Origin of the sequence: Natribaculum luteum, assembly GCF_023008545.1 — an archaeon.
Lineage (GTDB): Archaea > Halobacteriota > Halobacteria > Halobacteriales > Natrialbaceae > Natribaculum > Natribaculum luteum.
Window position 1 is genome coordinate 2,535,953 of record NZ_CP095397.1, and the last position, 13,639, is coordinate 2,549,591.

General features: G+C 65.6%; 13 protein-coding genes and 1 tRNA gene. 10 read left to right on the plus strand and 4 right to left on the minus strand.

All coding sequences use genetic code 11. The features are described 5' to 3' along the window. The first annotated feature begins 42 nt into the window (after positions 1 to 42). The 3 genes from MU558_RS13085 to MU558_RS13095 all read left to right on the plus strand — a co-directional run bounded on the left by MU558_RS13085 (position 43) and on the right by MU558_RS13095 (position 2,589). The gene (locus MU558_RS13085) at positions 43 to 1,044 is read left to right on the plus strand and encodes an ornithine cyclodeaminase family protein (RefSeq protein ID WP_246966749.1); all 1,002 of its coding nucleotides are present in this window, start codon (positions 43 to 45) and stop codon (positions 1,042 to 1,044) included. Between the two features lie 84 nt (positions 1,045 to 1,128). Next, positions 1,129 to 1,470, plus strand: a complete 342-nt coding sequence (locus MU558_RS13090) for a hypothetical protein (RefSeq protein ID WP_246966751.1) — start codon at positions 1,129 to 1,131, stop codon at positions 1,468 to 1,470. Between the two features lie 105 nt (positions 1,471 to 1,575). Beyond that, complete coding sequence (locus MU558_RS13095) at positions 1,576 to 2,589, plus strand: DHH family phosphoesterase (protein WP_246966753.1); 1,014 nt, start codon at positions 1,576 to 1,578, stop codon at positions 2,587 to 2,589. Between the two features lie 3 nt (positions 2,590 to 2,592). On the opposite strand, the gene MU558_RS13100 is transcribed toward MU558_RS13095, so the two are convergent. After that, a complete protein-coding gene (locus tag MU558_RS13100) occupies positions 2,593 to 3,069 on the minus strand; it encodes an Hsp20/alpha crystallin family protein (protein ID WP_246966756.1) in 477 nt (158 codons plus the stop codon). A 187-nt stretch (positions 3,070 to 3,256) separates the two neighbouring features. Between MU558_RS13100 and MU558_RS13105 the strand changes: the two genes are divergently transcribed. From MU558_RS13105 to MU558_RS13125, 5 genes are all read left to right on the plus strand, one after another. Then, entirely contained in the window at positions 3,257 to 3,934 is a 678-nt protein-coding gene (locus MU558_RS13105; protein WP_246966758.1) for a type 1 glutamine amidotransferase domain-containing protein, read from the plus strand. A 209-nt stretch (positions 3,935 to 4,143) separates the two neighbouring features. Next, positions 4,144 to 5,709, plus strand: a complete 1,566-nt coding sequence (locus MU558_RS13110) for a methyl-accepting chemotaxis protein (protein WP_246966760.1) — start codon at positions 4,144 to 4,146, stop codon at positions 5,707 to 5,709. A gap of 89 nt (positions 5,710 to 5,798) precedes the next feature. Further along, positions 5,799 to 5,996: a DUF1918 domain-containing protein gene (locus tag MU558_RS13115; RefSeq protein WP_246966761.1), complete on the plus strand. Its 198-nt coding sequence runs from the start codon at positions 5,799 to 5,801 to the stop codon at positions 5,994 to 5,996. 44 nt (positions 5,997 to 6,040) lie between these two features. Beyond that, on the plus strand, positions 6,041 to 6,478 hold the full coding sequence (locus tag MU558_RS13120) for an RNA-binding protein (RefSeq protein WP_246966763.1): 438 nt from the start codon (positions 6,041 to 6,043) through the stop codon (positions 6,476 to 6,478). Between the two features lie 214 nt (positions 6,479 to 6,692). Next, positions 6,693 to 8,414, plus strand: a complete 1,722-nt coding sequence (locus MU558_RS13125) for a YcaO-like family protein (RefSeq protein WP_246966765.1) — start codon at positions 6,693 to 6,695, stop codon at positions 8,412 to 8,414. A 17-nt stretch (positions 8,415 to 8,431) separates the two neighbouring features. On the opposite strand, the gene MU558_RS13130 is transcribed toward MU558_RS13125, so the two are convergent. The 3 genes from MU558_RS13130 to guaB form a co-directional block, all read right to left on the minus strand. After that, complete coding sequence (locus tag MU558_RS13130; protein ID WP_246966773.1) at positions 8,432 to 8,836, minus strand: hypothetical protein; 405 nt, start codon at positions 8,834 to 8,836, stop codon at positions 8,432 to 8,434. 179 nt (positions 8,837 to 9,015) lie between these two features. Then, positions 9,016 to 10,218 (minus strand): outer membrane protein assembly factor BamB family protein, encoded by a 1,203-nt coding sequence (locus tag MU558_RS13135; protein WP_246966775.1) that lies wholly within the window; start codon positions 10,216 to 10,218, stop codon positions 9,016 to 9,018. A 142-nt stretch (positions 10,219 to 10,360) separates the two neighbouring features. After that, positions 10,361 to 11,863, minus strand: coding sequence for an IMP dehydrogenase (gene guaB, locus MU558_RS13140; protein ID WP_246966777.1), 1,503 nt, complete (start codon positions 11,861 to 11,863; stop codon positions 10,361 to 10,363). Positions 11,864 to 12,397: 534 nt separating this feature from the next. Here guaB and MU558_RS13145 point away from each other — a divergent pair. After that, a complete protein-coding gene (locus MU558_RS13145; RefSeq protein ID WP_246966779.1) occupies positions 12,398 to 13,288 on the plus strand; it encodes a DUF5794 domain-containing protein in 891 nt (296 codons plus the stop codon). Positions 13,289 to 13,333: 45 nt separating this feature from the next. Further along, a tRNA-Trp gene (locus MU558_RS13150) sits at positions 13,334 to 13,508 on the plus strand. Positions 13,509 to 13,639 lie beyond the last annotated feature (131 nt).

The window sequence follows — 13,639 nt, forward strand, 5'->3', positions numbered from 1 at the left end:
GCTTCTCCTGTCTTTTTTACCCCACCGTTCGTTGGGACGATCATGACCGACACGCTGTTTCTCACCAGCGACGACGTCACCGGTCTCGCGACGCCTGCCGAGTACGTAGCGGCCGTTCGCGAGGGGTATCGCCAGCGCGGCGAGGGCGCACCCGCTCACCCACGTCAGAAGTTCCTCCGCTCCGATCCCGGGGGTATGATGACCAGTTACGCCGCCCTCCTCCCCGACACCGGCGCGATGGGCGGATACATGTACTCCGCCGGCTTCGGTGCCGGTGACGCCTGGTTCATGACGCCGCTTTTCGACGCCGAGAGCGGTGAACCACTCGCCCTGCTCGACGGGGCGAGCATGAATCCCTTCAAGACCGGTGCGGCCGGTGCCGTCGGCGTCGACGCACTCGCCCGCGAGGACGCCGAGACGCTCGCCGTCGTCGGCAGCGGCGCACAGGCACGCGGCCAGGTACTCGCGACCGCGACCGTCCGCGAATTCACCGACGTTCGCGTCTACTCGCAGACTCGCGAGAACCGCGAATCCTTCGCAACCGAGTTCGACGACCGCCTCGAGGCCACCGTCGCTGCCGTCGACTCGAGCGAGGCCGCAGTCTCGGGCGCGGACGTCGTGATCACCGCAACGACGGCGAGTGAGCCGGTCTTCGACGGCGACGCGCTCGATCCGGGGACCCACGTCACCGCGATGGGTCAGTACCACCCGGGGAAACGGGAACTCGATACGACGACGATCGAACGGGCGACGTACGTCCCCGACCTGCGAGAGCGTGTGACCTACGACGCGGGCTCGTTCCTCGCCGCACTCGAGGACGGCGTGGTGACCGAAGACCACGTCCACGCCGAACTCGGCGAGGTCGTCGCCGACGTCGAACCGGGGCGGACGAGCGACGACGAGATCACCGTCTTCGACAGCGGTGGCACCGGCATCGAGACAGTCGCCGCCGCGTACCTGCTGTACGAGCGAGCACTCGAGGAAGACGTCGGCTCGACGATCTCGTTTTCCCCCGCCAGCGAGGCGCTGACGGGGCGGGAGTGACCCCCGCTCTACGACTCGGACCGGGCGGTTCGGAGTCCACCGCGTGTCCGAACCGATAAGGAGGCCGACGACGAACCCTCGCCTATGTCCGAGAGAAGCGGTCGAAACGTCGTCGTCGCGAAGCTCATGTCGATTCTCTCCGCGATCTACGTCGCCACCGGGATCTATCTGGTGTTCTCGAACGTCAGCCCGTCGGCGTTTCGAGTGGGCTTTTTCGCGATCGTCGCGGTCGTCACGCTCGTCGGCGTCGGTAACGCGCTGCTCGGCCGCAGCGTGCCCGCGATCGTCGCCGGATTCGCCCTCTTCGCGCTTGGCTACTGGCAGGCGAACTTCTGGCTCGCTATCGTTCCGGCGTCGTTTCTCCTGGGTGGTGCCGGCATCATCATCGCCGACGCACAGACCGACGACGTCGCTCCGACGACGTAGCTCCCCCATTCGCGACGACTCGCCGTCGACGAGACAGTCTCCCGGACGCGGGCCACCACGAGAGTCGCCACGGGGTTCAAGCCGCTGGTTCCCGTAGGTTCTCCTATGTCACGCGGGGACGAGCTGGCAGCCGTTCTCGAGGACGTCGACTCTCTGGCGATCGTCTGTCACGACAACCCGGATCCCGACTGTCTCGCCAGCGCCGTCGCACTCGAGGAGATCGCCGACGCACGCGACGTCGACGCGACCATCGTCTACGGTGGCGAAATCTCCCACCAGCAAAATCGCGCCTTCGTCAATCTGCTCGACATCGACGCACACGAAATCGACGAGGTCGATCTCGACGACTACGAGTGTATCGCCTTCGTCGATCACTCGCAACCGGGTGCAAACACGGAAGTTCCCGCCGAGATCGAACCGGAGATCGTCGTCGACCACCACCCCGGCGAGGAGATCGACGCCACGTTCGCCGACGTCAGACCCGAGTACGGCTCGACGTCGACCATCTTCGTCGAGTACCTCCGTGACCTCGAGGTGGCGCTGACGACCCGTCTCGCCTCGGCGCTTCTGTTCGCGCTCCATCGCGAGCGCCTCGACTTCATTCGCGAACCGACCGACCGGGAGTACGAGGCCGCCCTCACCGTCGTTCCCGACGCCGACCTCGAACTTCTCGAGCAGCTGTACGGGACGGCGTTCTCGCCGGCGACGATCGACGCGATCGGCCACGCAATCGCGTCGAGAGAACGGCGAGGCTCGTCGCTCGTCGCGAGCGTCGGTCGGACCGTCGAGACCGACGCGTTGCCACAGGCCGCAGATTACCTGCTCAATCTCGAGGGCGTCGACACGGTGCTCGCGTACGGCATCGTCGACGGACAGATTCGCATGAGCGGCCGGTCGGTCGATCCGCGAGTCCACATGGGCGAGACGCTGAAAGACGCCTTCGCGCGGTTCGGCTCCGTCGGCGGTCACCACGACATGGCCGGTGGCCAGATCGACCTCGGCCTGTTCGCAGACGAAGGCGACGACGAGGCTGAACTGCTCGAGTTCGCCGGCTCGCGGATCGAACGGCGGTTCTTCGACGCGCTCCACCTCGAGAGCGAACTCGACGAAAATCAGTGACGGTTACTCGATTTCGATCGAACGCGAGTCGCGCCCGGGTTCTTCTTTGCCGAGCGTGATCGTCAACACGCCGTTCTGGACGCGGGCCGACGCCTCGTCGGTGTCGACCGGTTCCGGCAGCCGGACCCGCCGACTGAAGGAGCGACGCTGGCGTTCGCGACGGAGGTAGTTCTCCGCTTCCTCGTCTGTCTCTCGTTCGCGCTCGCCCTCGATGTGGAGCGTATCGCCCGTGAGCCGGACCTCGATGTCGTCTTTCTCGTAGCCGGGAACGTCGACCGTGACGACGAACTCGTCGTCGTGGTCGGCGAGGTCGAGTCCGGCACCGGACTCACTCGTCATCATCCCGAACCCGCCCTCGTCGGGAGACGTCGGCAACTCCTCGCTGGAGGTGTCCCACGTGCGAGCGGCGCTCTCGAACTGGCGGCTCATTCGCTCGAACAGTTCCTCGAGTCCGTCGAACGGATTGCGTCGGCCTGACATGGTTACCACCGTGACGGTTTCTTCAGACATCAGCGTGACTGTTAAAGACCACTCCCGACCACCCTGACGGTTCGACCAGAAGACAGGTCTGCCGGATGCCGGCGACGACGAAACCAGCGGCATCGACGGCAGTCGACCTGCAGTTCCCGCCAGAGCGTTTAACCGTTCTGCTGCGGTATGTCGGTGCATGACGAAGGCGCTGTTCGTCGTGAGCGAGGAAGGGTACTGGGGCGAAGAGTGCGTCGAACCGCTTGAGACGCTCTCGAACGCGGGCGTCGAGATCACGGTCGCGACGCCGACCGGATCACCGCCGGTGATCGACGAGCGATCGATCGACCCCGAGAACGTCGGCGAGGAGACGGCCGAGCACGTCCAAAACGTTCACGAGACGGACGAACGACTGACCGATCCGATTCCGATCGTCGAGGCCCACGCGGACGAGTACGACGCGGTCGTCTTCCCGGGTGGTCACGGCACGGAGTGGGACGTAAATCAGGACCGACACGCCCGCGAACTGCTACGCGAGACCGTCGAGGGCGACGGGAAGGCGCTGGTCGTCTGTCACGCCGTCGGCCTGCTCGCGTTCACGCGAGACCGCCACGGCGCGTTCCTCGTCAACGGACGCGAAGTCACCGGCTTCCCCAACGAGTGGGAAGCAAACATCGTCGACGACGACGACACGATGCCCGACGGCCGCAAGCTACCGTACTGGGTCGAAGACGAGGTAAAGACGGCAGGCGGCGAGTGGGACGCAGAACTCGACGCCGACACGAGTGTCACCGTCGACGGCGACCTGATCACCGGCCGCGGTCCCGGCTCCTCGAGGGCGGCCGCAGAGACCTTGCTCGAGGAACTCGGCCTCTAGGACTGCCGCCGAGTCGACGGACTCCCTGGACGGTCACTCTCGATCGACTCGAGACACGTGTAGGTTTGCGTATTATGCTGGGAAAATGATATACTGTCAGAGTCTGAATGTGCCAGCAGAACGGCGATGGGATTCCGACACGTTGGGGGAACATTCGGGGGATCGAGCAGTGAGATCGGAGAGACGGCGGTTCGCTGGGGGGTGTGACGATGGACGTCTCACCGCTGGTACAGGGGCTCGTCCTCGTCGGTGCGATCGTGATGGTCGTGTCGATCTACTACACGAAACGGCTACTCGATCGAGTCACCGAAAACGCCTACGAAGAACGGTGGCGCGCGCTGTTCGCGCTGATGGTCGTGTTCCTCGTCGGCTATCTCGGTGCGCTGGCGATCACCGTCGGCGGCTACGAGGTCGCGTTCCAGTTTCTGACCGGGCTCGTCTTCCTGTTCGGTGCCGTCTTCCTCGTGGTCAACACTGGCCTGCTGACCGTCGAGGACCTCCAGGAGAAACGCGCCGAACTCGAGCAACAGATGGAGGCGGCAGCGACAGCACGCGACGAAGCCGAGACGCTCAGAGCGGAGACCGAGCAGTTTAACCGCCACCTCGAGCAGACGGCCGACGAGTATCGGGAGGTCATGGAAGCCGGTGCTCGAGGCGACCTGTCCGTCCGGATGGAGCCGGGCAGCGAGAGCCAGGCGATGGCCGACATCGCCAAGAGTTTCAACGAGATGATGGCGGAACTCGACGAGACCGTGGTACAGGTGCGGACGTTCGCGACCGACGTCGCGGCCGCAAGCGAGGAGGTGACCGCGAGCGCAGAGGAGATCGAGCGGACGAGCCAGGAAGTAAGCGACGCCATTCAGGCGATTTCTGACGGGACGGAACGGCAAAACGAGCAGTTTCAGCGAGTGTCCCATCAGGCGGCCGAGCTGTCGACGACGAACGAAGAGATCGCGGCCTCCTCCGACGAGGTTGCCACGCTGGCCGAGCGAACCGCCGCGGCCGGCAGTCGGGGACGGGCCGCTGCTCGCGAGGCCATCGAGAACGTCCAGGAGATCGAACGCGAGTCCGAACGCGCCGTCGACGTGATCACCGAACTCGAAGACGAGGTGACACAGATCGACGAACTCGTGGAGTTCATCTCAGAGGTCGCGGAGCGAACCAACGTGTTGGCACTCAACGCCAACATCGAGGCGGCACACTCGGCGGAGACCGACGACGGCTTCGCCGTGGTCGCAGACGAGATCAAAGACCTCGCCGCCGAGACCAGAGACGCCGCCGAAGACGTCGAGACGCGACTCGAGCGCATCAAGGAGCGAACGGAGACGACGGCCGGCGAGGTCCAGCAGACGGGCGACAGAATCGCTGACCACACCAACGCGGTCGAAGACGCGATCGACGCTCTCGACGAAATCGCCACGTACGCGGCCGAAACGAACGACGGCGTCCAGGAAATCGCCGACGCGACGGCAGAGCAGGCCGACGCGACCGAGACGGTCGTCGTCCTCGTCGAGCGGGCGGAGACGATCGCCGACGCGACGGCGACGGAGGCCGAACGCGTCGCCGCTGCCGCCGAAGAACAGACGGGCGCGGTTTCGGACGTTACGCACAGTCTAGACCAGCTCTCGCATCGGGCCAGCGAACTCACCGAGGTGCTCGCCCGTTTCGAAACGCTCGACGACCGGACCGAAAGCGACGGGGTCGAGTACGCCTACGACGAGACGAGTTCGGCCGACAACGCGGCGACGACGACCGACACCGAAGAGGATGGCTGATCCGCGGCGACCACGAGGGCGGCCCGTGCGAACCGGCGGCTGGGAACCTGAATCAGTCCCTTTTTACCCCACGCCGGGGAACTGCGGGTATGAGCTTCGAGGAAGACGACCGCGTCGTCCTGAACGACAAGCACAGCGAATTCGACGGCGAAGTCGGCACCGTCACCCAGACGATGGAGTCGATGTTCGGCGACGTCACCTACACGGTCAGCTTCGAGGACGGTCAGGAGACCGGCATTCCCGAGGACGCACTCGAGGCGGCTGACGAAGACGAGGACGAAGAGTAACGACCGAGCGGCCCTGACGCCGCTCTCTCACATCCAACGCATCGATGCCCAAAATTCCGCTTCACTACGTCGACCTGCGGACGTTCTGTTACGCGACCGAGGACGAGAAACGCGTCGAGGAGGCGCTTCGAACCTTCCTGCCGGAGGAGTTCGAGATCGACCGCGTCGAGACCGAGGGCCACTACGGCGATCGCATCCTCGTCCTCTCGGCTCGCGTCGAGAACGCCGACGACGTCCGTCACGTCCTCTCGCGGCTCGCCGACCTCGAGGACCTGGATCGATTGCTCGACGAACTCGACGAGCGAGTCACCGAGAATACGGAGCTGTTCTTGCGACTCGACAAACAGGCCGCCTTCGGCGACGAGGTCCGTCTCGGCGACGGCATCACCTTCCGTGCGAAAGTCGAGGCCTATCCCGCAAAGAAGGAGACAGCCGTCGAGAACGCCCGCGAGGTTCTCGAGCGACTGCGAGACGAGGACTGATAATGATGGCTGTGACTGGGTGCCGACGCAACCGCAAGACGGTTCGCGGTTGCGACGGTAACGACTCACAGCTATCGTTATGATCACGTCGGTTGGTACCGTTCCGTCGCAGCCGTCGGACGGGCCGCGGGTGCGCCGGTTCCGACATGCAACCGACGGTATCCGCTGACGCTCGAGCGCGTCGTTTTTTGCCCCTCGCTCTCGAGTCCCGGGTATGGAAGTCCACGTCGTCGCCGACGATCCGGTTCGCGAGGCCGTCGTCGCCGCCCTCGCAGACGTCGACCTCGAAGTACGTGACGCCGAGCCGACCGACCTCGCCGAGGCCCGTTTTGCCGTCGTGAGCGGCGTCGTCGGCGACGAGACGTTCCGTGTAGCAAACGAGGCCACACGAGCGGGATCGACGCCGTGGGTCGCCGTCGAGATCGGCGGCATCGGCGGCCACTCCCTCCCGGACGTCGACGCCGCAGTCTCTGGGTTCACCGCGGAGACTGGCTGTTTCGAATGTCTTCGAACGCGCGTCGCCTCGACCGTCGACGAACCCACAGAGACGCCACGAGCCGATCGGAGCGCCGCCCGTCTCGCGGGAGCGATCGCCGGCCGAGAGTGTGTGCGCGTCTTCGCTGGCGAGGAGCCGTCGATCCTCGGGAGCGTCCGGGAGATTCCCCACGCTCGAAGGCGATTCCTCCCTGTCCCCGGCTGTTCGTGTGACGACGGCCGGGACCGATCTCTCGAGCGCGACGACGACTCGCTCGACCTCGAGGCTGCGGTCGACCACGTCGAACTCGCCATCGACGACCGCGTCGGCCTCGTCGCCGATATCGCCGAAGTCGAGTCGTTCCCGGCACCGTACTACCTCGCGACGACGGTCGAGACGGCGGGCTACAGCGACGCGAGCGCCCCGAAGCAGTCGGCCGGCGTCGACGCCGACTGGAACGCTGCGCTGATGAAAGCCGTCGGCGAAGCCCTCGAGCGCTACTGCGCGGGCGTCTACCGCGAGGACGATTTCGTCCACACCAGTTACGACGACCTCGAGAACGCCGTCTCACCGACGGATCTCGTCCGTCCCGAAAACGCACCGGAGTTCGACCCGACGGCCGAATACCGGTGGGTCGAAGGCGAGAACGTAGAGACTGGCGAGTCGACACATCTGCCCGCGGCCGCGGTGCAGTTCCCCCAGCCAGGCGAGCGGCTCGTGCCCGCGATCACCACCGGACTCGGCCTCGGCTCGTCGACCGTCGACGCGCTGCTGTCGGGGCTGCTCGAGGTCCTCGAGCGCGACGCGACGATGCTCGGCTGGTACTCGACGTACGAACCGCTCGGACTGGCCGTCGACGACGAGGCGTTCGCGACGCTCGAGCGCCGTGCCGGAAGCGAGGGGCTGTCGGTGACGCCGCTTCTGGTCACGCAGGACGTCGACGTACCGGTCGTGGCGGTCGCCATCCACCGGGAAGGCGGCGAGTGGCCACGGTTCGCGATCGGCTCTGCGGCCGACCTCGACGCCACGGCCGCGGCGCGGTCGGCGCTCGCCGAGGCGATACAGAACTGGATGGAACTGCGGTCGCTGGGCCCCGACGACGCCGCGGACGCTGGCGGCGAGATCGGCACGTACGCGTCGTTCCCGGACGCAGTCAAATCGTACGTCGACGTCGACGGGACGATCGACGCGGCCGCCGTCGGCCCCGACGACGTTCCGTCGGGTGCTGACGCACTCGAGGCAGTCGCCACCCGGACGGCCAACGCCGGTCTCACGCCGTACGCCGCTCGACTCACGACGCGAGACGTCGAGGCGCTCGGGTTCGAAGCCGTCCGCGTCGTCGTCCCCGGCGCACAGCCGCTTTTCACCGGCGACGCCTTCTTCGGCGAGCGGGCACGGACGGTCCCCGACGACCTCGGCTTCGAGCCGCAACTCGAGCGTGCGTTCCACCCGTATCCCTGATAACGTGGAGTCTGCAGCTACGACGCGTCCGCGCTGCCTCGCTGGATCTCGACGCCGTCGTCGGACAGCACCACCGTGACGTACTGTGTGTTCGCGGTAACGGCGACCTCTTCGACGGCCACCTCCTCGTAGTCGTCGTCGAGTTGGACGACGCGAAGGAGCTGGTCGATGCCGTCGAGACGCTGGAGACTGGCCGTCTGTCCCGGCGTCATCGCGACGCTCTTCTCGTAGGTCTTGCGATCGCTCCCGCGTTCGTACGCCTCGATGTGGACGTTGTAGTATCGGTCAGCCTCGCTGGTGATCTCGATCGGAATGGGGCTGCGAACGCTCCCCTCGAAGGGGTTTTGCAGGTTCCCGAGACAGCCGGCGAGACCGACGGCTGTGAGCGTGCCAGCGGAACGAAGTACCGTACGACGGTTCACACCCCAATCTCGTCACCGAACGACCGTAGGTGTTATCCTTTGCCGTGGTCTGCGTCGTCACGACTCGACGAACTCGAGGAGGGACGGTCAGCGGACTCATAATGATGGTTGTGACTGATTGCCGACGCAACCGCAAGACGGTTCGCGGTTGCGGCGGTAACGACTCACAGCCATCGGTATCACTCGCCGATACGGCGAACGATCGGGCCGTCCTTGAGGTAGACGGCGGCCGGCGTGACCGCGAGTGACGTCGCCCGGCTGCCGAACTCGAGGTGCCAGCGTTCGGTGCCGTCCGCCCGGTCGAGCGCGTACAGCGTTCCGTCAGCCGTACAGTAGACGACGTCGCCGACGACCGCTGGCGTGGTCGCGGCCACCTCGAGGTCGGCGGTCCACTCGGTCGACCCCGAGCGATCGATCGCCGCAAGCCCCGCTCCCGTGCCGACGTACGCCGTCCCGTCCGCGACCGCCGGGCTGTTCGCGTACTGCACGTCGAGGTCTACGTGCCAGCGTTCGTCCCCCGTCGCCCGCTCTACCGCGGAGAGTTTCCCCGGGCTCGAGGACGTCGCGTAGACGGCGTCGTCGCCAACGATCGGCACACCGCCCGCCTCGAACGGATCGGTCCGCCAGCGGATCGCCCCGTTTTCCCGCTCGAGTGCGTACAGCCTGTCGCTGCTGCCGACGTAGATCGTCTCGTCGCCCACTGCAGGTGACGAAAAGAAGTACGTTCCCTCGAGTTCGACGTCGGCGCTCCACCGCTGGTCCCCCGTCGACACCTCGAGCGCGTAGATCGAACCGTCGGTTGCGGTGACGTAGACGGTCCCGTCGTCGACCACGGGCGACGCGGACACCTCGAACTCCGCCGCGGTCGACCAGCGTTCGTCGCCGGTCTCGCAATCGAACGCGTAACAGGTGGCGTCGCCGCTGCCGACGAAGACCGTCGACTCGGAGACGGCAGCCGTCGAGTTGATCCACCTGTTCGTCGATGCCGTCCAGCGCGTCTCGCCGTCGGCCGCGTCGAGCGCGTAGAACGTTCCGTCGCCGACGCCGACGTACACCGTACCGTCGGCGACGACCGGCGACGCACTGCCGTTCCCGAGTGTTGGACCGAGTTCGACGGACCAGATCAGCGAAGACTCCTCGCCGGGGCCGGTTCCGTCGGGATCGTAGCCGCTGTTTCGCCGGTCGAACTGGTAGGACGGCCAGACGCCCTCGAGCGAAGCGACCGTCCCGTCGTTCCCGTCGTCGTTCCCGTCGCCGTTCCCGTCGCCGTCTTGACCGTTCTCATCGGGCGATTGCCCGCGTCTCAGCGAGGAACAGCCGGCGACGGTCGCGACGGCCCCGACTCCCAGCGAACGAAGGACGATCCGTCGACTCGATCGCATTTCGTTTCTACGAATAAAATGTGGATACTTAACAATTCTGAACGACGACCGGGCGGCGTCGAATCGCCCGACGGACGGGTGACACGGTCGGAACCGACCGGCGAGTTCGCGACGACGATTTCCCCCGGTCGTCCGACGTCGATCACTCGCCGTTGGGCGAGTAGTTCGGTGCTTCGTCGGTGATGACGACGTCGTGGGCGTGGCCTTCGGCCTGCCCCGCCGAGGAGACGCGAACGAACTCGGCACGTTCTTTGAACTCGGGGATCGTCGCTGCGCCGACGTAGCCCATGCCCGACTGCATTCCGCCAGCGAGCTGGTGTAGTTCCGACTGGAGAGTTCCCTTGTACGGCGTCGCCGCCTCGACGCCCTCGGGGACGTACTCTTCGTCGTCTTCGGGTTCGTCCTTGAGGTAGCGGTCGCTGTCGCCTGACTTCATCGCGCCGACAGACCCCATGCCGCGGTACTGCTTGTACTTCTTGCCGTTCATCGTGACGACGCGGCCGGGTGCCTCGTCGGTCCCCGCAAAGTACGAGCCGAGCATGACGGCGTCTGCTCCCGCCGCGATGGCCTTGATCGCGTCTCCGGAGTATCGGATGCCGCCGTCGGCGATCACGGGCACCTCGTGCTCGCTCGCGACGTCAGCAACCTGTGCGACAGCCGTGATCTGGGGCATTCCAGCGCCGGAGACGACGCGCGTCGTACAGATCGAGCCCGGACCGATTCCGACCTTGATCCCGTCGGCGAAGTCGACCAGATCTTCGGCCGCCTCGCGGGTCCCGACGTTGCCGACGACGACGTCCGCGTCGACGGCTTCTTTGATCTCGCGAGCGCCGTCGATGACGTTCAGGTTGTGCGCGTGTGCGGTGTCGATAAAGAGGACGTCAGCCCCGGCTTCGTCCGCAGCGATCGCGCGCTCGGGTTCGAAGGGGCTGACGGCAACGCCACAGCGGAGCCGTCCGTCGTCGTCGCGAACCGCTTGCTTGTACTCCCGTCGCTGGAGGATTCCCTGCATCGTCACCAGCCCGACGAGGAGGTTCTCGTCGTCGACCACCGGGACGCGCTCGATCTTGTGCTCGTACATCAGGTCGAACGCCTCACGGGCGTCGACGTCTTCGGGCGCGGTGATGACCTCGTCGGTCATCGCCTCGGTGACCGGGTCGTCCTCGTTGACCTCGAGGTGCGGGCGGATGTCCGTACTCGAGATGATGCCGAGCACCTCACCGCGGGTGTTGACGACGGGCGCGCCACCGACGCCCTCGCGCATCATCATCTCGTCGACTTCCTTGACGGTCATCTCGGGATCGGCCGTGACAACCGAGTCGAACGGAATGATAAGTTCGTCGGCACTTTTGACGCGGTCGACCTCCTCGACCATCTGGTCGACGTTCATATTGCGATGGAGAACGCCGAGGCCGCCGTGGCGGGCCATCGCGATCGCCATCCCGCTCTCGGTGACGGTGTCCATCGCTGCCGAGATGATGGGAAGCGACACGTCGACGTTTTTCGAGACTCGCGAGGAGAGGTCGGCGTCGTCGGGTTCGACACGGCTCTCTTTCGGCCGCAACAGGACGTCGTCGAACGTCAGTGCCTCCGGTACCTGGAGTTTCGAAGAATAGGGCTCGTGCTCGGGAACGTCGTTCGCCATGTAAACTGTCCGGCACCGCGTGGGAAAAACGTTGCGAGACGTGCCGACTCGTGGCAGAGACTCCCTCGCGCTTCCGTGGCCACCCACCCTCGCCCTCCGGTCCGCGTCCGTCCAAACGGTCGTCTCTCGTTTTACTCGAGCGAGTCGTCGTCGACTCAGGTTCGAGTGCGAACAGTACAGTTGACGAACGATCACCTGCCACGTCGGTTCCACAATATCGTTTCACAGATTCCGGAATTTGTTCACTACTGTCCAGAGTTGAGCCGCGTTTTTGGGCGTCGTGCGTCCAGTTCCCACGCAATATTTATTGTCAAACGCATACTCGGAAACGGTATGAGCACTGTGAGTGCCAGTGAGACCCGCACCGTTGGTCAGACGAGTTCCGACTCCGTCGCCACGTTTAATTTCGGGAACCTCACATTCACAGTGCAGGGCAATAAACGGTCGATGGATTGGGTCGCACCCCGTCAATCCGTACCGGACCGTCTCTCCTATCGCCCACCGGCCCCGGGTTACGGCCATCGTCCGTAACCGATGAGTACGTCACAGCACCCGGTCGCTCTCCGTCTCGAGCGGTTAGTCGGCGGTGACGCCAGACTGCTCGCGCTCGTGATGGGGCTGCCCCTGGTCGACGGCATCTTCCCCGCGTTGATCCTCGCGGGCGCACTCGACGACCCACTCGGCGCGTTACAGGTCGGCCTGCTCATCTTCGGCGGGAGCGCCACCGTCGCGGTGATCCTCGCCGACATGAACGGGACGCCCCGCGAGCAGGCGGGCGTCGTCCTCGCCGTCGGCATCCCGCTGATCGCTGTCGCCGCCGTTCAGGCCGCGCTCGCTCCCGCCATCGCGAGCGTCCTCGACATCGTCGTCTTCGAGCGATTCGCCGCCATCGTGATCGCCACCGTCGCCGCCAAGACCGCCAGTGCGACGATCGGCGAGTACCTGCCCAGCCCCGCCGTCATCATCACGCTCGGCCTCGTGGCCAGCCTGGACCCCTCGAGTGCGACCCTGGTCGTCCTCGACGACCCCGCCCTCGTGGCACGCGCCACGCTGGCCGCGGTCGTCGGCGTCGGGTTCGCCCTCTCGATCGCACTCGCCGGACCCTACCTGCGCGAGTACATGGACATCGACCGCTTCCGCTTCGGAAGCGCCGTCGCGCTGGGTCTACTCCCGCTGTCGCTGCTCGGGATGCCCTTCGGCAACGCGCCGCTGGCCGTCCTCGCCGTCACCACCCTGTTCGCGTTCGACCCCGACATCGAGGGCCCGCTCGCAGACCGGTTGCACGTTGACGGCGGGTCGGAGGCTGCGGACTCGAGTGACCGAATCGTCGAACCGGCACTCGAGGTCCACGAAGACGAGGCAGCCGACGAGCCCTACCCAGCCGACGACACCACGGACACCTCGGGCAGGGCCCCGTGGCTCTGATCGAATCGAAACCACTTTAGGGCGGATCCCCCAACGAAGTGGTGAGGGGTCGTGGCCAAGCCAGGCATGGCGACTGACTCCAGAGGCAACGCGCCCGGGACGACACTCCAGACTGATATACTGATCGGGCACCTGATCAGTGTCCGTGTGATGACCCTCTGGAGTTCCGAGGCGCACCGGAGATATCAGTCGATCGGGGGTTCAAATCCCTCCGACCCCATTTCCTCACCGCGAACAACTCCGTGAGCGGTGCGTAAGTGACGAACGGGGGATTTGACCAGGAAGCAGTTCGCTGCGACCGCGGTTCAAATTCTTCGGTCCCATTCTGAGAATGATTGTTTTTTACCAGTT

Bases quoted from the DNA above. Each gene is read 5' to 3' on its own strand.
- MU558_RS13085 (WP_246966749.1), top strand. From the start codon at position 43: ATGACCGACACGCTGTTTCTCACCAGCGACGACGTCACCGGTCTCGCG.
- MU558_RS13090 (WP_246966751.1), top strand. From the start codon at position 1,129: ATGTCCGAGAGAAGCGGTCGAAACGTCGTCGTCGCGAAGCTCATGTCG.
- MU558_RS13095 (WP_246966753.1), top strand. From the start codon at position 1,576: ATGTCACGCGGGGACGAGCTGGCAGCCGTTCTCGAGGACGTCGACTCT.
- MU558_RS13100 (WP_246966756.1), bottom strand. From the start codon at position 3,069: ATGTCAGGCCGACGCAATCCGTTCGACGGACTCGAGGAACTGTTCGAG.
- MU558_RS13105 (WP_246966758.1), top strand. From the start codon at position 3,257: ATGACGAAGGCGCTGTTCGTCGTGAGCGAGGAAGGGTACTGGGGCGAA.
- MU558_RS13110 (WP_246966760.1), top strand. From the start codon at position 4,144: ATGGACGTCTCACCGCTGGTACAGGGGCTCGTCCTCGTCGGTGCGATC.
- MU558_RS13115 (WP_246966761.1), top strand. From the start codon at position 5,799: ATGAGCTTCGAGGAAGACGACCGCGTCGTCCTGAACGACAAGCACAGC.
- MU558_RS13120 (WP_246966763.1), top strand. From the start codon at position 6,041: ATGCCCAAAATTCCGCTTCACTACGTCGACCTGCGGACGTTCTGTTAC.
- MU558_RS13125 (WP_246966765.1), top strand. From the start codon at position 6,693: ATGGAAGTCCACGTCGTCGCCGACGATCCGGTTCGCGAGGCCGTCGTC.
- MU558_RS13135 (WP_246966775.1), bottom strand. From the start codon at position 10,218: ATGCGATCGAGTCGACGGATCGTCCTTCGTTCGCTGGGAGTCGGGGCC.
- guaB (WP_246966777.1), bottom strand. From the start codon at position 11,863: ATGGCGAACGACGTTCCCGAGCACGAGCCCTATTCTTCGAAACTCCAG.
- MU558_RS13145 (WP_246966779.1), top strand. From the start codon at position 12,398: ATGAGTACGTCACAGCACCCGGTCGCTCTCCGTCTCGAGCGGTTAGTC.